This window comes from Prochlorococcus marinus CUG1417 (assembly GCF_017695975.1).
Classification (GTDB): domain Bacteria; phylum Cyanobacteriota; class Cyanobacteriia; order PCC-6307; family Cyanobiaceae; genus Prochlorococcus_A; species Prochlorococcus_A marinus_AG.
In genome coordinates this window covers 932,836-948,509 of the sequence record NZ_JAAORN010000001.1, presented here as the reverse complement: position 1 = coordinate 948,509, position 15,674 = coordinate 932,836, and the positions used below count along the sequence as shown (strand labels likewise).

The 15,674-nt window shown below is 28.5% G+C and carries 31 protein-coding genes; 12 read left to right on the top strand and 19 right to left on the bottom strand.

What is annotated here, in order from left to right:
• Positions 1-62: 62 nt before the first annotated feature.
• Positions 63-1,550 (bottom strand): metal ABC transporter solute-binding protein, Zn/Mn family, encoded by a 1,488-nt coding sequence (locus HA140_RS05535; protein ID WP_209040121.1) that lies wholly within the window; start codon positions 1,548-1,550, stop codon positions 63-65.
• A gap of 136 nt (positions 1,551-1,686) precedes the next feature.
• Here HA140_RS05535 and HA140_RS05530 point away from each other — a divergent pair, with 136 nt between their 5' ends.
• Entirely contained in the window at positions 1,687-2,457 is a 771-nt protein-coding gene (locus tag HA140_RS05530; protein ID WP_209040120.1) for an ABC transporter ATP-binding protein, read from the top strand.
• Between the two features lie 13 nt (positions 2,458-2,470).
• Here the strand turns inward: HA140_RS05530 and HA140_RS05525 are convergent, their stop codons facing one another.
• Entirely contained in the window at positions 2,471-2,905 is a 435-nt protein-coding gene (locus tag HA140_RS05525) for a Fur family transcriptional regulator (protein WP_209040119.1), read from the bottom strand.
• A gap of 17 nt (positions 2,906-2,922) precedes the next feature.
• Here HA140_RS05525 and HA140_RS05520 point away from each other — a divergent pair, with 17 nt between their 5' ends.
• Complete coding sequence (locus HA140_RS05520) at positions 2,923-3,708, top strand: metal ABC transporter permease (RefSeq protein WP_209040118.1); 786 nt, start codon at positions 2,923-2,925, stop codon at positions 3,706-3,708.
• Here the strand turns inward: HA140_RS05520 and HA140_RS05515 are convergent, their stop codons facing one another.
• The 4 genes from HA140_RS05515 to HA140_RS09430 form a co-directional block, all read right to left on the bottom strand.
• Positions 3,709-3,855: a hypothetical protein gene (locus HA140_RS05515; protein ID WP_209040117.1), complete on the bottom strand. Its 147-nt coding sequence runs from the start codon at positions 3,853-3,855 to the stop codon at positions 3,709-3,711.
• 82 nt (positions 3,856-3,937) lie between these two features.
• Complete coding sequence (locus HA140_RS05510) at positions 3,938-4,186, bottom strand: hypothetical protein (protein ID WP_209040116.1); 249 nt, start codon at positions 4,184-4,186, stop codon at positions 3,938-3,940.
• A gap of 9 nt (positions 4,187-4,195) precedes the next feature.
• A complete protein-coding gene (locus tag HA140_RS05505; protein WP_209040115.1) occupies positions 4,196-4,339 on the bottom strand; it encodes a hypothetical protein in 144 nt (47 codons plus the stop codon).
• A 77-nt stretch (positions 4,340-4,416) separates the two neighbouring features.
• Complete coding sequence (locus HA140_RS09430; RefSeq protein WP_257469858.1) at positions 4,417-4,551, bottom strand: hypothetical protein; 135 nt, start codon at positions 4,549-4,551, stop codon at positions 4,417-4,419.
• Positions 4,552-5,037: 486 nt separating this feature from the next.
• Between HA140_RS09430 and HA140_RS05500 the strand changes: the two genes are divergently transcribed.
• Positions 5,038-5,421, top strand: coding sequence for a DUF1499 domain-containing protein (locus HA140_RS05500; RefSeq protein WP_209040114.1), 384 nt, complete (start codon positions 5,038-5,040; stop codon positions 5,419-5,421).
• Between the two features lie 637 nt (positions 5,422-6,058).
• Here the strand turns inward: HA140_RS05500 and HA140_RS05495 are convergent.
• The 3 genes from HA140_RS05495 to HA140_RS05485 form a co-directional block, all read right to left on the bottom strand.
• On the bottom strand, positions 6,059-6,466 hold the full coding sequence (locus tag HA140_RS05495) for an OsmC family protein (RefSeq protein ID WP_209040113.1): 408 nt from the start codon (positions 6,464-6,466) through the stop codon (positions 6,059-6,061).
• Positions 6,467-6,591: 125 nt separating this feature from the next.
• The gene (locus HA140_RS05490) at positions 6,592-6,834 is read right to left on the bottom strand and encodes a hypothetical protein (RefSeq protein ID WP_209040112.1); all 243 of its coding nucleotides are present in this window, start codon (positions 6,832-6,834) and stop codon (positions 6,592-6,594) included.
• A 287-nt stretch (positions 6,835-7,121) separates the two neighbouring features.
• Positions 7,122-7,328 (bottom strand): hypothetical protein, encoded by a 207-nt coding sequence (locus HA140_RS05485; RefSeq protein ID WP_209040111.1) that lies wholly within the window; start codon positions 7,326-7,328, stop codon positions 7,122-7,124.
• 179 nt (positions 7,329-7,507) lie between these two features.
• Between HA140_RS05485 and HA140_RS05480 the strand changes: the two genes are divergently transcribed.
• Both HA140_RS05480 and HA140_RS05475 read left to right on the top strand, forming a co-directional pair.
• The gene (locus HA140_RS05480; protein ID WP_025970259.1) at positions 7,508-7,882 is read left to right on the top strand and encodes a hypothetical protein; all 375 of its coding nucleotides are present in this window, start codon (positions 7,508-7,510) and stop codon (positions 7,880-7,882) included.
• 96 nt (positions 7,883-7,978) lie between these two features.
• Positions 7,979-8,140 (top strand): hypothetical protein, encoded by a 162-nt coding sequence (locus HA140_RS05475; protein WP_209040110.1) that lies wholly within the window; start codon positions 7,979-7,981, stop codon positions 8,138-8,140.
• An 18-nt stretch (positions 8,141-8,158) separates the two neighbouring features.
• Here HA140_RS05475 and HA140_RS05470 read toward each other — a convergent pair whose 3' ends face one another.
• The 3 genes from HA140_RS05470 to HA140_RS05460 form a co-directional block, all read right to left on the bottom strand.
• Entirely contained in the window at positions 8,159-8,473 is a 315-nt protein-coding gene (locus HA140_RS05470; protein WP_209040109.1) for a hypothetical protein, read from the bottom strand.
• Positions 8,474-8,625: 152 nt separating this feature from the next.
• Complete coding sequence (locus tag HA140_RS05465; RefSeq protein WP_209040108.1) at positions 8,626-9,375, bottom strand: PAP/fibrillin family protein; 750 nt, start codon at positions 9,373-9,375, stop codon at positions 8,626-8,628.
• Between the two features lie 85 nt (positions 9,376-9,460).
• Positions 9,461-9,643 (bottom strand): Nif11 family protein, encoded by a 183-nt coding sequence (locus HA140_RS05460; protein WP_209040107.1) that lies wholly within the window; start codon positions 9,641-9,643, stop codon positions 9,461-9,463.
• A gap of 236 nt (positions 9,644-9,879) precedes the next feature.
• Here HA140_RS05460 and HA140_RS05455 point away from each other — a divergent pair, with 236 nt between their 5' ends.
• The 5 genes from HA140_RS05455 (at position 9,880) to HA140_RS05440 (ending at position 11,119) form a co-directional block, all read left to right on the top strand.
• On the top strand, positions 9,880-10,059 hold the full coding sequence (locus HA140_RS05455; protein WP_025888492.1) for a hypothetical protein: 180 nt from the start codon (positions 9,880-9,882) through the stop codon (positions 10,057-10,059).
• Between the two features lie 85 nt (positions 10,060-10,144).
• Positions 10,145-10,330, top strand: a complete 186-nt coding sequence (locus HA140_RS05450) for a hypothetical protein (protein ID WP_225866621.1) — start codon at positions 10,145-10,147, stop codon at positions 10,328-10,330.
• Positions 10,331-10,633 carry a hypothetical protein gene (locus HA140_RS05445; protein ID WP_209040106.1) on the top strand — a complete coding sequence of 101 codons (303 nt, stop codon included), beginning with the start codon at positions 10,331-10,333 and terminating at the stop codon, positions 10,631-10,633. It abuts the gene before it with no gap.
• Between the two features lie 86 nt (positions 10,634-10,719).
• Positions 10,720-10,854, top strand: coding sequence for a hypothetical protein (locus HA140_RS09425; RefSeq protein WP_257469857.1), 135 nt, complete (start codon positions 10,720-10,722; stop codon positions 10,852-10,854).
• A gap of 85 nt (positions 10,855-10,939) precedes the next feature.
• Positions 10,940-11,119, top strand: a complete 180-nt coding sequence (locus HA140_RS05440; protein WP_011818547.1) for a hypothetical protein — start codon at positions 10,940-10,942, stop codon at positions 11,117-11,119.
• 4 nt (positions 11,120-11,123) lie between these two features.
• On the opposite strand, the gene HA140_RS05435 is transcribed toward HA140_RS05440, so the two are convergent.
• On the bottom strand, positions 11,124-11,303 hold the full coding sequence (locus HA140_RS05435; RefSeq protein ID WP_011863071.1) for a hypothetical protein: 180 nt from the start codon (positions 11,301-11,303) through the stop codon (positions 11,124-11,126).
• Positions 11,304-11,440: 137 nt separating this feature from the next.
• A complete protein-coding gene (locus HA140_RS05430; RefSeq protein WP_011376579.1) occupies positions 11,441-11,725 on the bottom strand; it encodes a DUF1330 domain-containing protein in 285 nt (94 codons plus the stop codon).
• A gap of 79 nt (positions 11,726-11,804) precedes the next feature.
• Here HA140_RS05430 and HA140_RS05425 point away from each other — a divergent pair, with 79 nt between their 5' ends.
• A complete protein-coding gene (locus HA140_RS05425) occupies positions 11,805-12,347 on the top strand; it encodes a PAP/fibrillin family protein (protein ID WP_209040105.1) in 543 nt (180 codons plus the stop codon).
• A gap of 9 nt (positions 12,348-12,356) precedes the next feature.
• On the opposite strand, the gene HA140_RS05420 is transcribed toward HA140_RS05425, so the two are convergent.
• Entirely contained in the window at positions 12,357-12,650 is a 294-nt protein-coding gene (locus HA140_RS05420; RefSeq protein WP_209040104.1) for a virion host shutoff protein, read from the bottom strand.
• 374 nt (positions 12,651-13,024) lie between these two features.
• On the opposite strand from HA140_RS05420, the gene HA140_RS05415 reads away from it, so the two are divergent.
• The gene (locus HA140_RS05415; RefSeq protein ID WP_011818542.1) at positions 13,025-13,429 is read left to right on the top strand and encodes an MAPEG family protein; all 405 of its coding nucleotides are present in this window, start codon (positions 13,025-13,027) and stop codon (positions 13,427-13,429) included.
• A 4-nt stretch (positions 13,430-13,433) separates the two neighbouring features.
• Here HA140_RS05415 and HA140_RS05410 read toward each other — a convergent pair whose 3' ends face one another.
• The 4 genes from HA140_RS05410 to HA140_RS05395 all read right to left on the bottom strand — a co-directional run bounded on the left by HA140_RS05410 (position 13,434) and on the right by HA140_RS05395 (position 15,267).
• Positions 13,434-14,120 (bottom strand): restriction endonuclease, encoded by a 687-nt coding sequence (locus HA140_RS05410; protein WP_245156203.1) that lies wholly within the window; start codon positions 14,118-14,120, stop codon positions 13,434-13,436.
• Positions 14,121-14,323: 203 nt separating this feature from the next.
• Positions 14,324-14,575 (bottom strand): hypothetical protein, encoded by a 252-nt coding sequence (locus tag HA140_RS05405; protein WP_011818540.1) that lies wholly within the window; start codon positions 14,573-14,575, stop codon positions 14,324-14,326.
• Between the two features lie 40 nt (positions 14,576-14,615).
• Positions 14,616-14,813, bottom strand: a complete 198-nt coding sequence (locus tag HA140_RS05400) for a hypothetical protein (RefSeq protein WP_011818539.1) — start codon at positions 14,811-14,813, stop codon at positions 14,616-14,618.
• Positions 14,814-14,847: 34 nt separating this feature from the next.
• A complete protein-coding gene (locus tag HA140_RS05395) occupies positions 14,848-15,267 on the bottom strand; it encodes an acyl-CoA thioesterase (RefSeq protein WP_209040102.1) in 420 nt (139 codons plus the stop codon).
• Positions 15,268-15,674: the final 407 nt, after the last annotated feature.

The following is a 15,674-nucleotide window of genomic DNA, read 5'->3' as shown; positions in this document are numbered from 1 at the left end:
AAATAAACAATAGTTTAATAATAGTAATAATAAGAAATGAAAACCGTTTTTATTAGAAAAATTTAATCTGAAAGTTTGTACCATTCAGACTCAAGATTGGAGCCAGATTCTTTATCACAGCTTCCACCCAATGAGTTAACAATTGTACAAGTATTGTGAACAGCAACTGAAACCGTATTGCCATCCATCATCAATCCATCAACGAATATTTGATTTGAAGCTAAAGGAACGGAACTTTGTCTACTTAAGTTCCTTAATAACTTAGATGCTGGAATTTGTTCAGGAAATATTGCCTGAACTTTCTCTTCATCTAACATTTTTAAAGTAGAACTTATGTTGTCTGGCCTTAAGCTTGAGGAGTCTCCAAGAAAGTCAAGTAAACTAATGGTTTCAAAACCAAATGCATCCCCGTAGTATCCCAATGCTTTATGTTTAGAGACAATTACTCTGTTTTCCTCAGGAATAGAGCTTACTTGTTCGATGATCCAACTATCTAAGCCTTCTAAGAGAGAATCAGCTTTTTCTAATCTTTCATTAATTAGTTTTCTGTCACCTCTATTAAAAACTGAAATATCTTTCTTTAAACTTTTGCTTATAAGATCTCCCATTTTTATGATGTTATGCGGATCATGCCATACATGTGGATCTAGACCTCCATGGTCATGATGATGATGCCCCTCTCCTTCGTCTGGAACTTGTGCTATTGGTTCTACATCACTATTTGAAACGTCTTTAAAAAAGTGTTGAGTTGCTTCAAACTCAAAAGGCATGTGTTCAGTAAAAAATATATATTGACCATCTTCTTTGATATCTACGTTAAAAACAGTACTTTCTTTTCTTTGATCAAAGTTAAGAACAAAAGCTTTATTACTTGCTATCAAAGTACCTTCATTTTTTCTGCTTATTGAGTCTTTAGATTCTAATAATTCTTTGGCTAAATCTTCAGATCCTTCTATGTCATTAGATTTGAGAATTACCATCTTCATTGCAGGATCTGCATATTCGCCATCGACTTTTTCAAATGACCATTTGTAAGAACCCTTAGAAAGTTGAAATTTTCCTGCCCATTCGAAAGCACCTTTAGCATGATCATCATGTCCTCCATGGTCTGAATGATCATCTACTTTAGCTGAATGTTCAGAATGATCGTCATGACCTCCATGATCAGAATGATCATCTACGTCTATTGCACTAACACCTACAACAACAGTATTTTTTTTATTTTCCCAATTTCTCATGCTTGGAGTCATTTCTTTACCAAGAGTAAATACTTTATCTGCGCTATTTAGTAATTGAGCTTGCCTTGGATTGATCTTTAAGTCATGAACATCTTGTTTTCTATCTACTAAGCATTTGACTTCGTCAGATGGTAATGCAATTGATTTAACTAAATCGCAAACTAGTGGTTCTACTGCTACATATGACTTTCCTTTAGCCATAACATCCTGCCCAAAACCTGAAAATATAATCGTTCCAGCTACTACGGAATTTTTTATAATTGACTTACTCGAACCTTTTTTATTTGTTAAAAGTCTTTTAAAAATTGACATGAAAAATAATTAAATACTTAAAAATGATAATCATTTTCATTCCGTCTGACAAGTAAAGCTATCAAATGTTATGAAAATAATACGCAACTTGTATTATTGGTAAGCTTGTAAAGTGACTTTTTTGAAAGATTAATTAATGGCTACTTTAGTTGCTGAAAATTTAACCTTTGCATACGCAAAAAAAAGTAAGCCAGTTTTGAATAAGGTATCGTTTGAGATTAAACCTGGAACTCTAACAGCGTTAGTTGGCCCAAATGGCGCAGGCAAATCAACTCTTTTGAGAATTTTGCAAGGACAAAATAATCCAGATAAAGGCGAAATAAAAATTGACGGTGAAAATTTATATAGATCTAGAGCTCTTGTGGCACTTATGCCTCAAAGGAGTTCTATGAATTGGAAGTTCCCCATTACAGTTGAAAAATTGGTATCTCTTGGTCAAATAAAGTATTCAAAATCAAGAAGTAATAACCCATTTCAAATTAAGACTCTTCTAGCATATCCTAATTCTTGGATTAATAAATGTTGTGAATTAGAGGCGACAATGCAGAGAGTAGGCATTGCAAGTTTGGCTAATAGAAGACTCGATTCTCTTTCAGGAGGACAGCAGCAAAGAGCTCTGTTAGCAAAAACTCTTATGTCCCCGGCAAAAATATTTCTTTTAGATGAACCTTGTGCAGCTTTGGACCCACCTGCAAAGGAGGATTTTCTGAAAATTGTTCGTCAACTCGCAGATGCGGGACTTTCTTTGCTCGTAAGTAGCCATGATTGGGGCGATTCTTTAAATAATTATGATCAAGTAATCGTTCTTGATAAAAGTGTTTTGGCAGTTGGTAGTCCTGATCAAATAAAAGATAAATTAGAGGCAATAAATATAAGCTCTATAAACGTAAATAATTTCTGTGATTAGAGAATGTTCCTTTTTAATTCTGAGCCTGATAACAGTTTTGGCAAAGCCCGAAATACTCGAGAGTATGAAACAACAATTGGAATTCCTTTGGATTTGTTTTGGGTGTATGAATATCTTTTACCGGGCATCCTTCCATTTTTGATGTCTCACCACATTGAACACAGGTCAAATGATGAATATCTCTATCTACGGGAGTGTACAGAACCTCTCCAGTTGGGAGATGTCTAGAACGTATTAAGCCATGCTTTATCAAAACTTGAAGATTCCTGTAAACAGTCGTCAGTCCCATAGCCTTTCCTCTTTCTATCAATTGTCTATGCAACTCTTGACCAGTCAATTCATCCTCGCATTTATTAAGTTCTTCAAGAAGTTGTTCTTGTCTTTTGGTAATGTCAGATTTAGTTACCATTGTTTCCGAAATCTTTTTTTGTCCCGTATTTTTGATCATACCGAATCATTCGAATAATGTCTTTTATTAATAACAACTGGTGGCTGGTTCCATTAATAATTACTATATTCTCCGGGATTTTATGCCCAGCTATGGGAACTGTATTAATCACTCATAAGAGATTATTACAAGTTAATTTAATCTCTCATTGTGTGTTGCCTGGACTTGCTCTCGCATTAGCTCTGGGAATTCACCCCTCAATTGGTGGTGTTATCAGTGGTCTTATGGGTTCAGTAATTGCGGAAAGTTTAACTAATAGAAAAAGTGAAAATTATGAAGCAGTTATGAATACTATTCTCGCTGGAATGCTTGGGTTTGGAGTCCTTATAATCCCTCTACTCGGAATAAGGATTGATTTGGAGGCAGTATTATTTGGCGATTTATTGACAGCAAATTTTGGGGATTTACTTAGAACAATAATTGCTTTTTTAGTATTTATACTTTTAATGACTTTTGGATATGAAAAGGTAGTTTATGTTGGATTAGATCCAGAAGGTGCATCCGCAAGTGGTATAAACGTTTCTTTATTAAATCTTGCTTTGAGTTTTACGACGGCATTAGTAATTGTTAGTTCAATGTCAGCAGTGGGAGTAATTCTTGTAATTGCTCTTCTTTCTACGCCAACTTTGTTAGGGCTAAATAAGGCTCATAGTTTAAGAATTGCAATGATGAGGTCTTCATTTTTTGGATTATGCATCTCACTTCTGGGATTTATTCTCTCTATAGTCTTTAATCTTTCGCCTGGACCTGCAATTAGTGTTATTTGTGTCGCATCTCTTTTGATTCCTAGGCTTCGCAAATAATTAAATCTTAAATGTCCAATCAGAGTTTAATGCTTGAGCTTCTGGATTGTTTTTTAAAGCTACTTTGATAGCCTCTTTTTTATTATTAGCTATAACTACTTCATCAAATTCTTTTCCATTTTTTTTGAGACTTACTTTGAAACGCATAAAAATTTTTAATCAATAAAAAGTTAACCACTATTTAACAAGATTTAAATACTTTTAAAAGTTAATTGATGAAATGGAAACTTTAGTTATTTTGAAGTTTTTCTACTACAGATTCTTTCTCAATTTTAGCGACATCCTGTAATCCATTAGCATCAAACCAAGGAGCGTTTTCCCAACTAAATCCTTCCCCAAACGTATTATCGGGAGCAGCTACGTACCAGTGACATGATGAATCGGGAACATCTACAGCACATTTTGACCAGTCAGTTTCCCATTGTGGAACCTGTACCCACATCACAGATGCTAAAAAAAAAGAAAAAATAAAATTCATAATTATCCGTTAGCAAAATTTTGAAAGATTTTTTTCACATTCTTTCTTTCTTCTCTTCCAGTAATTCTCAAGTATTTGATATTTATGCTTATTTTTGAATTGACCTAAATGAATATTATTCTGATTAAGAACTGAAGTATTTTTGGTTTTCATGACTCAAGCTGTCTATTTAGAACATATTTAAGACACTTTATAGATTTTTTGAAGTGAATTTATACTTATTTTTTGCCTTACTTTTGTGTAGGTATGTATTTTTCGGGATTATTTTCAATATAAGTAAGTGAATATTTGACAACACCTGCTATTACTGAAAAAAGAGCAATTGCTGAAATAAAAAAAATGATTTTTTTGTAAATGCTTTTCATGAATTTTTTATCTTTTTGATTATTTTTTCATCAAGGGCAATTTTTTTTGAAGGATTGAAAAATTTAGTAATTTATACTGTACCCTTTTTAATTACCGACGTAGTAGATTTAATATATCAGAAACTCCTCACACACTTTTTTCTGATAAATCTAAAAGTACTAGACAGCAATGTTTAGTATTTTTTGTATTTTTAGCGATGTGACAGTTAAGATAGAGGTCTAATAGGTATTACATATTTTTGATTTAAATGTGATATTAGTTTTGTGTGTAGGAGGATTGATTTATTAAGTGGAAACTAGGAAACACTTGATTTAAATCAATTTTAAAAGATCTCTCTCTGAGGGATCTTTTTTTTTGGATCATTAGAAATACATATTAAATTCTGAATATAAAAATCATATATGCTTTCTTCCAAAATAATTAAGTCGTCATTACAAATTAGTAATTTGATTCGTTAGATTATTAGTCATTAAATTCTTCTGTTAATGCAAATACTTTTTTTAGCAATTTTGATTTGTTCAAGCTTTTTATTCCCTTCTTCAATATTTGCCTCACATATAGAATTAAAACCTTGTGTAGAGGTTGCTCATTGTGTACGAGAAGAATGGGAGGTAAACAATATTGAGAATCCTTTTGAAAAGATTAAAACATATATCGAAAACACACCAAGAACTGAGATTGTAGAAATTGATGGTGATTATCTTCATGCTGAGGCAACCAGCAAATGGATGAAGTATGTTGACGATTTAGAAGTATCCTTTCTACCAGAATCAAGCATCTTATCAATAAGGTCAGAATCAAGAGTTGGAGAAAGTGATTTGGGAGTGAATCAAAAAAGAGTTGATTTACTAAAATCGAAAATGTTTTAAGATAAAAAAGTAAAAAATAAATTGTTTTTATTGTTTTTTGTATAACTTTTCTAATTTAAAAAAAAATTAGCAGATATAAAAGTGATAATTATCATGATGCCTTGATAATGGCAAATTTATTAGATTTTCTTTAAAAAGATGATCATAAATTTTATATATTTTTTGTCATCCAGTTTTGTTTTTTTCTGGTTTTATATAAACATTAAAAAAAATGGACTTAAATGGATAATCAAAGGTCTTTTTCAAATTGGAATATTGGTACTATTCATTGGAGGTTTTTTCAAAATATTTTTCACATTACCCCCTAATTCATTTATAAAAATATTTTTTCTTATTATTTATACATGGTGCACTGTTGGAATAAATGTAAATCTCATGATCCCGTTGATTAGTTTGATTGACCAAAAAATATTGAAAAAATAAAACTAAAATATGCCTTAATTGTCAGTACAAAAATTAATTTATTGCCTTAATTTCCAATATTAAAATTTATAAGATTTATTTTTCCCTCTTGAAAGTCTTTTTCTTGTATACCTAGTCTTTATTCCTAAGTCTGTCATTATATATATACCAAAAAAAAGAATGACTATTCCAATGAAGTATTTCATTATTTTTTATTTAATTACTATTTTGAGATTTATTCATTACGCCAACTAATTTTAATATCTATTTCTCGAGATAAATTTCTTGTAACGGGACATTCTTTGGATGCTTTTTTCAAAAAATCAATAGTTTCATTAGAAGTGCTTTCTGGTATAAAAATATCTATTATTAGTTCTCTTATCTTCCTCTCGCTATTTTGAGTCATTACTTTTTCAATATTTAAATATATACCTTCCAAATCAAATCCTTTCGATTTAGCTTTGATTGCCATAATGGTTAGCAGGCAAGTACCTAGAGATGTTGCTAATAAATCGGTCGGGGAAAAACTTTCACCTTTACCGCAGTGATCTAAAGGTGCATCAGTTCTAATAAGACTTCCAGATTGTAGATGAATAGCCTCACAGTTAAAATTTCCTAGATAAGAACATCTAATTTTAGTCATTTTAAAAGATCAAATAAGGAAAATATTATTAATAAAAAATTATGGAACATAAGAAGATTATTGATAAAAAATTTTAATTTGCATATTAGTGGAGTATTAGGAAATTCATCATTCAAGTTTTGAAATCAGTTTTTATATCCATATTCCTCTAAACAAAACTCAATTAATTCAATTGATTTATTAAGAGTTCTTTTATTTTTATTTTCTAGATCGAAGCATTCATTTAAAACACGTATAGATTCATTTAGGATTGATTCTTCCTTATCTTTTAAATCTTTAACTTGATTTATATAAATTAATTTTTTAATCCCAATAATGGATAATATGATTATTGATATTGTAAAAATTGCTATTTTGACTTTATTCATATAATTAACTATGAAAAATATTTTAATTTATTTAATATCTAAAATTTTAAATAATTTCAAGCATACAAAGCTATGTAATTACATATGTAGCTGCTGTTATTGCAATAGCAGTAATTGAAATAAAGATGTAGGGAACAACCTTTAAAGGTATATATAGATTATTTTTAGACATAACTAGAACCTTTATACAAATAATTACATTCCCTTTAGACTTTATAAGTCTTCAAATATACAAATTAATTTTCTTTGTATAAATTCAATCCTTTTAAAGATTAACAAATTTATATTCATTGAATTTTCATTAAATAAAGTATTTCTAAATCTTGTCTTGAGTCCGATATTTTTCTTTTTAAAAAGATTAATTCTTCTTGGCTCATTTTTGATTCTTTTATCATAAATTCTGCTTGTTCAATAGCATGTTCTATATTTCTAATTTTAATGTCTCTTATTGAGGGATCATCTTTACATGCTTTTTTAGTATTTGCGTCTAACATATGTACGAAAATATCACCTTGAATATAATCTAATTTAAAACTTCATTATGCTACAACCGCAAATTTAATTAAAATAAATTATTATCAAGTTAAGAACTTTAACCTTAGCTAACCCTCTCTTCAATTGATCGAGTGGGTTTTTTTTATGGTGTAATATACTTCTAGCATTTACTGTTAATTTGGAAGATTCAAAACTTAATCCTGAGGAAAATAATTCAATCGAATCGTCCCCCAATTTGAATGAAGACAATAAAGATCTTAATGAGGGGAATAAAAAAGAAGAAAATGTTAAGGCATTTACAGAATTTCTAGAGAAAGCAAGTAATCAAGATTCTTCAGAAGAAAAAGTAAAACTTGATTCTGAGCAACAAAAACTAAAAATTGACAAATCACTTTTTAAAAGATTTCTTAATAATGGATTTGATGGCATTTCAACTAATCCAAACTATAAAATGTTGGCATTATTAATAGTCCTTTTAATTAATCTGTCTCTATTTTTTGTAATTGGCAATATGGGTAAAGCGTTTTTAAGAAATGCAGGAATTATGGGTTAAAACTTATTTATTTCTTTTTGGATATTCATCTTTACAATTTTGATTCTTCAAATGAAACTGTGATATTTTCTTGTCAAATTAATATTTAAAAAAAATTTGAATAATAAAGAGCCAGAAAATCCAGTAGTTTATCTTTCTAATTTAGTCAAAAAATTAGATGTAAAAAACAGGAATGGTTTAGTAGCCTTAGCAATAGTAAACCTTTTAGTGATTCTTTTATTTAAATTTTATTTGAAAGGATCAGGATTATTATCTTGAATTTAACTACTGGTGGTATTATTCAGCATTCTCAAATTGTTTTGCTAATCTAAATGCCTTCTTAATTATTAGAAAGCCACCATATGCTCCTGCCAGTAAAGGTAATACTATTAAAGGGTTAGGGGAATAATCTGAATAATTTTTCACACCCTCAACATATTCATAACCTGAACATTTAAGAAATATAAAGCTAAAAAATGTGATACTCCAACCAATGATTGATAAAAAGCCACCTTTTTTATCTCCTTCGTAGAATCTGTCTAGACCTAAGCCCCACCCTACTATTAGGAATATTCCTCTAACAACTGAATTTTTTTCTTGATTTCTAAGCATAATAAAAAAATGTTCATTATGAACATAACCTATTTGTATTTAAGATGTGAGATGTTTTTATTAATTAATCTTTAAAATAAATTTTTAATGGTTTTTTCTATAAATTATAAAATTATTATTCGGTGTTTTAATTAATTATTAGAGATTTTATTTCAATTCAACAAGGAAATTGAAGGCCTTATATAAATAAAAATAGACCCATACATATCCTGCATAATTCTCATTTCATCGTCTAAATATACAATTGTAACCTGGCAATTTGGCGATTCTTTATTCCAAGGTAACTTATTCCATACCTCTTTAACTGGATACCATCTATCCATAAGTAATTCACTAAATAATGGAATCTTATTAAGTCCATCAACTTTGGAAACTTTTGTCTTTTGTAAGTTCATATCAAGTAAGTTATTTCTTAAAACTAAATCACTTGCTACGGTTATTACTCTTCCACCAAAAGTAGGCAATAGTTTGAACCAACCCAAGATAGGAAATGTTGTGAGCCCAAATATTGTAGTGTCAAAAGTAGATATAAATTCTTTTTTTTCAAAATCAATCTTTTGAGCAATTCTCCCAATAGTTGATATGCCAAAGGATCCCACTTGCAATTGATGTAATTTAAAAAAAAGATTACTTTTAAATTCATCATTTAATGCCTTTTCAATAGCAAGGAAGAAAGGAGAACTTCGAAATAATTCAACATTAGAAAAAATCAATTCCCACTCTCCAGACAATAATTCTTCTGACATTTCAAAACTAAAGTCCTTAAGAGCATCAATCAATTTATCCATTTCATTAGCTTTTTCCTCATACATAGGAGAAATTAATTTATTTAATCTTTGGCCTCTATCTGTAACAGCAGCTATTTTATATATATTTGACTTTATCTCTCCAATTTCTTTCATAACTCCAATACAAGAAATACTAATTAATCTTAGGAATTTAATTTGAAGTTGATGGCAATTTTAATAATGCTGGTAATAAAATCAATTAATATTCTCCCCACCTTCTACCAATATCAAAACCCCATTCAGTGGTTAATCTAATTACTTCATCATGATTCTTGCATTTTGCAAGGGATAACTTTTTACTAGGATTATTTTTTATTAGCTCAGCAATTTGATTAAGTTGCTCTATTTTTTTTAGAAAATTACTTAGATCTTTATCTGACATTTATCTAGGAAGTAAATTTTTGATCATAAGTAAATATGTAATAAAGAACCCAGGCAACACCAATAATAAGAATTGCAATCATTATATTTACTGACCAAACTACTTCTATCATGTAATTTTTTATATATTTTTAATATATCCAAAATTTAAATTAAATTAACAGTTAATAATTTTAATCAAGAACAATTCACTACTTTTTCTAAGTGTATAAAATAGTCTTAAATAGTTTAAAAATTATGGGAGAAGCTAAGAGAAGGGAAGAGTTAGGCTTACCACCTAGAGAAAAGAAAAAGGAAAAACAAACATCGAAAAATCAACTAAACAAAATTTTAAATAAATATCCTTATTTACCTTTCATTTTAGGTTTTTCATTACTAGCAATATTAATTATCGATTTAGTTAATTACTACAAATAGATATATAAAAAGGGGATACTTTTAGCAGAAGAGAAGATTATCTTCGCAATTGCGAAATTATTTTTCCATAATAAAAATAAAACTCATGAAACCGATTAACACCTCATGCGCCTTAATTTTAGGGGTACTAACTTTGTTTTCAACATCTAATGCTAATGCAGGTGGCTGCAGTTCTCATACTGAGAAGAAGGCAGAAATTGAATGCTTGTCTGATGATAAAAAATGTATAGAAGCGAAAGAAAAAGAATCACTATACAAAGTTGAGGCCTAAATGTTTGATAATCTTGGAACTGCTCTAGTACAGGCATTAGGCTTCTTTGCTGTTTTTGGTTTTTTTGTATATCAAACTTTATTTGCAGATAGCAAACCCAAAAATTCAAAATCAAATCCTAAAAAAACAAAGATTTCCGACAAAAAAGAATCAATTAAAAAAGAAACTAAAAAAGGCTTATTTAACAGAAAATCTAAACCTGTTGAAGAGAATTTAAAAGTCCAAAAAAAGGGATTATTTGGGAGAAAAAAAGAAGTTATTAAAGAAGAGATTAAACCAAAGAAAAAAGGTTGGTTTAAATAGGTAAAGGTACTTATACTCTTTTTTGATATCTTTTATACAAAAACTTTTTTTAGTAACTTTATAATTTATGGAAGATAATAACCAAAATGAACCATAGAGAAATCACAAAAAAATATAGCGAATTACTTAACAAGGCTGAGTTTGCTACTGGCCGTAAGGAAGTTGTAGGTCTCTTAAAAAAAGCTGCCAAATTGAAATCTCAGATTGAAATTAATTATTAGATTTTAAAATTAGTTTAATTCTAAATGTAAAAAATTTTTTTAAATAAGTTTTTACATGAGATAATCTGCATAGATTATTTTTCTTATGAATAAAAAAGGTTATACAACCGAAAGTGGTGGTAGACAAAATGGTTTTGCAATTGAACCAGAAATTAACCCCATATCAGAAGGCGAATCAAAGAAATCCATATTTTTATTTATTGGAATATTATTACCTTTTCTAATAGGCGGTTTTTATTATTTAAGGACTCTGAATATATTCTGATATTTTATAAGCCATTTTTAGCAATATATTCTTCTGAGCTAACTATATCTTGCATTAAGCTCTCTGATGAAGGATTAAATCCATTTTGCTCTAAAAATGATTTAACCTTTTCAAATTTTTGCTGAATTTTCTTTGTATATGGAGTTGTCATCAAATAATCATCTTTTTCTGTTGAATAGTTCATTTGATTAACGAATTACTTTTACAATTAAATTTTGCAAAATATGCTATTGCTGGTGAAGTTATAAATATTACATAAATAATTTAATAGTAATAAATACTTATAAGTTGTTTGTGTGAGGTTGATATTGGTTGATTTTTTTAAAGAGTACTTATAGTAACTAGTTCCATTAAATCTCTAGACTGCAGATATTTTTGAAATACTTCAGAATAAAATGCTTTTTTAGCAGCAAATTTTGATTCGAATTCAATTACTAATCCAAGCTGCCCTCCATCCCATTCATTTGAGGTTGATTCTTGTATTAAATCTCTTTTTACTATTACTCCTCCCACAGATTTAATCCAAGGCAATACTGTCCTTATATATTCCAGAAATAAATCAGCATTTGGAATTGAAATTTTCTTAAGCCAATAGCTCTTTGTCATCAAATCAACATATTCTGGGTAGAATATAGCACATGGAGGTAAGTATTTATCCTTAGCCATATACCCCAGTGTTTATTAAATGGAAACCGAAAATGATTTATTAAATTTACTTCTTAAATCTCCAAATTCAGAGGGTATACGTAATATTGCCGAACAACTTGAAATTGATCATAATTTTTCCTTTAGCAAAGATAGAAATGATTTGCAGGGTGTTTGGGAGCTTAGGTGGAGTAGTTCTAATAGTCCTTTTTTAAAATATTCTCCTCTTATTGATAATCTTCAAATTCTTGATCCCTTAAATTTAAATGGTCTTAATCTACTTAAACCTAGAGGAATAAAATCAATTATTGGTACTGGTATTTTAATAAGACTTAATTACATTAATGAAAAAAAAATTGGGGTCAAATTTACACATGCTGGTGTTATTGGTCCTAAATTTGGAAAAAAAAATATTAAGGCTATGAAAGAAATAAATAATGAACAATTAGGGTGGTTAGAGATAACTTATTTAAGCAATAAGCTTAGAATCTGTAGGGGTGATAAAGGAACTTTGTTCGTTTTAAGAAAAATAAATTCACCGACTTTATTCAAGAATTTCAAGGAATTTATTAAAATCTATTAAAAATAGAAATTAATTCTTTATCCAAATAGACTTTAATACGAAATAAATTGGTAAATATTTAAATGATTCTTTAGGTATTTCATAACTTAAGAATTTTAGTGCTTCTTCTAACCAGTAACCAATATCAAATCCTAAAAGAATTTTTTCTACAACAAACCAAAATTCTTTATCAAATATAATTCTGAAGTTTAAGTAAATATGTTCCCAATGAAAGGTATTCCAATATTGGGTTAAAAATGAGGATAAAATAAGCCATAGTGATATAAATAGAAAACTTTTAAGAAATTTATAAAATTTTTTCATATACCAGCAACTGTCTTATTTAATTTCAAATATCCCTTATTATTATTTGGATCAAAATTTATTTCCATTAAATATATTCAAAAAAATATAAAAATATTGAGAAAATAGTAATTTTTCGTGGCATTAATAATCTATTCTTCTTTTTTTAGATTCTGTGCCTTTAGATTTTTATTCTTAAGAAAAAATCCTAAAAACAGAAAAGCAGAATATATTAGTAAACTTATGCCAAAAATTAAAATTATCTTTGAAATATCCATAAATGATTTTTTTTATAAATTACAGCATTTTTTGCAAAGTTTTATCTATGGTAATGATTTTTCACTTATCACGATAACGAGCTTCAATTATTAAGCTAATAATATTATTTAAATCATATGCAAGTAGCTTTTGCCTGGAGCCTTTGTCTATCAGTTGGTGTTGTTTTATTATCAATTATTCCATTAACTATAGGTAGAGTTAAAGCGGGATATTCTGTTGAAAATATGTCTGCTCCAAGGGCTTTATTCGATGAATTACCTTCTTTTGGAAAAAGAGCAGTTTGGTGTCATCAAAATTGTTGGGAAAGTATTTCCCTACATGCACCCGCATGTCTTCTTTGTTTGATTAGTTTAACTGACTCTAATATTGCAATAATTGCAGCATTGATTCATCCTATTTTTCGTTTTTTATATATTGGTGCATATATATTTAATATCCCCACAGCTAGAGGTTTAATGTGGGCTTCAGGAATTTTTACAACACTTTTGCTTTACAAAGAGGGCTTAACTCAATTGATATAAACGTTTAAAAAATAAACTTTTCCAAATCCTTTAATTGATATTCATTGATTAGTTCCACTTTATTTGATTTTGCTAGTTGATGAGCAGACTTTGTAAAGCCAGATTTTGAGACTATTATCGCATGAGTACCTTTCCAAAATAATTTACCAGCTGAAATTTCCTGAACTGCTTTATTTCCAATGGCTTTTTCATGATCTTTGCATTGTATACATATTCTCAAATCATTTATTGAGGCAATTAAGTCAACCCCTTGATCTCCTGTAATAGGGGTTTCTTTTACTTCCCAGCCATTTTGTTTGAGAATTTCCATACAATGATTTTCAAATCTAATACCTTTTTTGTAGTTTCCCTTTTTTTTACTTGAGTAGTTTTTTTCTATTAGGTTTAAGCATGATTTCTCAATTTGACTTGCTATGAAAACAAACCAATCTTCAGTCTCGAGCTTTCTAATAGATCCAATTATTTCATCATCAATAGTAGGATTTTCATTACAATAGGATCTCCACTTTTCGAAAAATAATTCCGTACTTCCAAATTCTTTTAAAATTACTTTTTCAAAGAAGTATGGTATACCCTCTTTAAATCGCTTAGATCCATTAAATATATTTTTTTCAATGGCTTTTTCATCAAGAGGTGGATTGCCAATCCATTTTTTATAATCCTCATTACCGTAAGCATCTATCTCCCTCAATCTGATTCTCTCCTCTAACAAATTGTATTTGTTCTCGTCAATTAATTTATTAATTGATTGAATAAAGAAATTGGAATTTAAGGAATTGTTTAATTTTAACTTTTTCTTCTTAATTTGATAATCTCTTACAATTATAAAAATTAAAAAAATGATAAAAATAATTAAGATAAAAAAATTTTTCATTAAAGATTTTTATTTTCTATCTAAAAAGTTTTTGTTTTTCTAATAACAAAATTATTTTTTGTTATTACTGAAGATTCATTTACTTCAAACCCATTAATTGCTGATATTTCTCCTTTTATGCCTTCTAATGTTAATTGCTCGATAATGCCTTTTATTACTTCATCCTCGACCAATTTTCTATCAATTCTTTCAGGTGTAATATCTGTAAGCCATTTTGAAGTCTTTTTTTTTACAACCTCTGTAGGGTTAGTTATTTTTAAGTAGATAGCCATTTTTTAAGTCATTCAGTTGAATTATAAGCATTAAATCTTCTTAACTTTTATTATTGTCATTACTTTCCCACTCAAGAAATTGAAAAACAAAAATTGCAAAGATAGAGAAAAATACTATAAACAACCCTAACCATCCTATAAATTTGTGCTCTGTAAAAAGATTAGTGAGCATTGATTTTTCTTGATATCTTGATTCCATTTCATATTGATAAGAATCAATAACTTGAAATATATTCATAATTTATAAATCGTTGAATTGGCGGATAATAATTTCAACCATTTAATTTACTAAAGGCTTCCGATAGGAAATCTGGTCTTTTTCTTATTATAGAAAAATTCAGTTTATTTATTAAGACTAAATTGACTTCAGCAATCGTTAAGATTTCATTTTTCTTGTTATGAAATTTTGAAATTACATTAACCCTAGGACTTTTATCAATATTGAATTCGCTTTCGATTGTTATTTTTTCACCAAGAAATAAAGGAGATTTATATTTTATAGAAGTATTGATTAAAGGTAAATCTAAGCCATTTTTAGTTAGTTCGAAATAACTTATACCTACTTCTGAAAGTGCATTTATTCTGCTTTCTTCAAGCCAATTAAAATATTTACCGTGCCACATTACCCCTGCATGATCTGCATGTTGAGGTAAAACAATTTTTTCTATTTTCCAAACTGGTTTTGAGTTCATCTTTTATTTAGAAAATTTTAATTCAATAAAAAAACATATTTTGATATTGTAGATTAATTTTATTTATTAACATAAGAATCACCAAAACTATATTTATAAAGTTATGTTTAATCGTAAAAATAAAAGTAGAAAAATGAAGAAGATTTTTCAATGGGAAGAATATTTAAATTGGAAAAATATGTCAAAGGAACAGAAGTTAAATTTCAAGAGGGCGTGCTTATTCCCCTTTCTCGTCTATATGGTTTATGTTTTTCTTAATCAGTACTCCTTGGCAATTCTTTTGTTACTAGGTCTTTATTTTTTAATTAGATTTAAAAATAGAAATAAGTTGGGAAGATGAATATTTTTTGATTTTGATTTATATAGATTTGTTTTAAAATTATCTAGTTTTTCTAAATAACACTATT

Bases quoted from the DNA above. Each gene is read 5' to 3' on its own strand.
- HA140_RS05520 (WP_209040118.1), top strand. From the start codon at position 2,923: ATGTCTTTTATTAATAACAACTGGTGGCTGGTTCCATTAATAATTACT.
- HA140_RS05530 (WP_209040120.1), top strand. From the start codon at position 1,687: ATGGCTACTTTAGTTGCTGAAAATTTAACCTTTGCATACGCAAAAAAA.
- HA140_RS05455 (WP_025888492.1), top strand. From the start codon at position 9,880: ATGGGAGAAGCTAAGAGAAGGGAAGAGTTAGGCTTACCACCTAGAGAA.
- HA140_RS05460 (WP_209040107.1), bottom strand. From the start codon at position 9,643: ATGTCAGATAAAGATCTAAGTAATTTTCTAAAAAAAATAGAGCAACTT.
- HA140_RS05495 (WP_209040113.1), bottom strand. From the start codon at position 6,466: ATGACTAAAATTAGATGTTCTTATCTAGGAAATTTTAACTGTGAGGCT.
- HA140_RS05425 (WP_209040105.1), top strand. From the start codon at position 11,805: ATGGAAACCGAAAATGATTTATTAAATTTACTTCTTAAATCTCCAAAT.
- HA140_RS05515 (WP_209040117.1), bottom strand. From the start codon at position 3,855: ATGCGTTTCAAAGTAAGTCTCAAAAAAAATGGAAAAGAATTTGATGAA.
- HA140_RS05525 (WP_209040119.1), bottom strand. From the start codon at position 2,905: ATGATCAAAAATACGGGACAAAAAAAGATTTCGGAAACAATGGTAACT.
- HA140_RS05490 (WP_209040112.1), bottom strand. From the start codon at position 6,834: ATGAATAAAGTCAAAATAGCAATTTTTACAATATCAATAATCATATTA.
- HA140_RS05500 (WP_209040114.1), top strand. From the start codon at position 5,038: ATGCAAATACTTTTTTTAGCAATTTTGATTTGTTCAAGCTTTTTATTC.
- HA140_RS05395 (WP_209040102.1), bottom strand. From the start codon at position 15,267: ATGAACTCAAAACCAGTTTGGAAAATAGAAAAAATTGTTTTACCTCAA.
- HA140_RS05415 (WP_011818542.1), top strand. From the start codon at position 13,025: ATGCAAGTAGCTTTTGCCTGGAGCCTTTGTCTATCAGTTGGTGTTGTT.
- HA140_RS05445 (WP_209040106.1), top strand. From the start codon at position 10,331: ATGTTTGATAATCTTGGAACTGCTCTAGTACAGGCATTAGGCTTCTTT.
- HA140_RS05400 (WP_011818539.1), bottom strand. From the start codon at position 14,813: ATGAATATATTTCAAGTTATTGATTCTTATCAATATGAAATGGAATCA.
- HA140_RS05435 (WP_011863071.1), bottom strand. From the start codon at position 11,303: ATGAACTATTCAACAGAAAAAGATGATTATTTGATGACAACTCCATAT.
- HA140_RS05420 (WP_209040104.1), bottom strand. From the start codon at position 12,650: ATGAAAAAATTTTATAAATTTCTTAAAAGTTTTCTATTTATATCACTA.
- HA140_RS05470 (WP_209040109.1), bottom strand. From the start codon at position 8,473: ATGCTTAGAAATCAAGAAAAAAATTCAGTTGTTAGAGGAATATTCCTA.
- HA140_RS05485 (WP_209040111.1), bottom strand. From the start codon at position 7,328: ATGTTAGACGCAAATACTAAAAAAGCATGTAAAGATGATCCCTCAATA.
- HA140_RS05505 (WP_209040115.1), bottom strand. From the start codon at position 4,339: ATGAAAACCAAAAATACTTCAGTTCTTAATCAGAATAATATTCATTTA.
- HA140_RS05465 (WP_209040108.1), bottom strand. From the start codon at position 9,375: ATGAAAGAAATTGGAGAGATAAAGTCAAATATATATAAAATAGCTGCT.
- HA140_RS05405 (WP_011818540.1), bottom strand. From the start codon at position 14,575: ATGGCTATCTACTTAAAAATAACTAACCCTACAGAGGTTGTAAAAAAA.
- HA140_RS05535 (WP_209040121.1), bottom strand. From the start codon at position 1,550: ATGTCAATTTTTAAAAGACTTTTAACAAATAAAAAAGGTTCGAGTAAG.
- HA140_RS05430 (WP_011376579.1), bottom strand. From the start codon at position 11,725: ATGACAAAGAGCTATTGGCTTAAGAAAATTTCAATTCCAAATGCTGAT.
- HA140_RS09430 (WP_257469858.1), bottom strand. From the start codon at position 4,551: ATGAAAAGCATTTACAAAAAAATCATTTTTTTTATTTCAGCAATTGCT.
- HA140_RS05450 (WP_225866621.1), top strand. From the start codon at position 10,145: ATGAAACCGATTAACACCTCATGCGCCTTAATTTTAGGGGTACTAACT.
- HA140_RS05440 (WP_011818547.1), top strand. From the start codon at position 10,940: ATGAATAAAAAAGGTTATACAACCGAAAGTGGTGGTAGACAAAATGGT.
- HA140_RS09425 (WP_257469857.1), top strand. From the start codon at position 10,720: ATGAACCATAGAGAAATCACAAAAAAATATAGCGAATTACTTAACAAG.
- HA140_RS05510 (WP_209040116.1), bottom strand. From the start codon at position 4,186: ATGAATTTTATTTTTTCTTTTTTTTTAGCATCTGTGATGTGGGTACAG.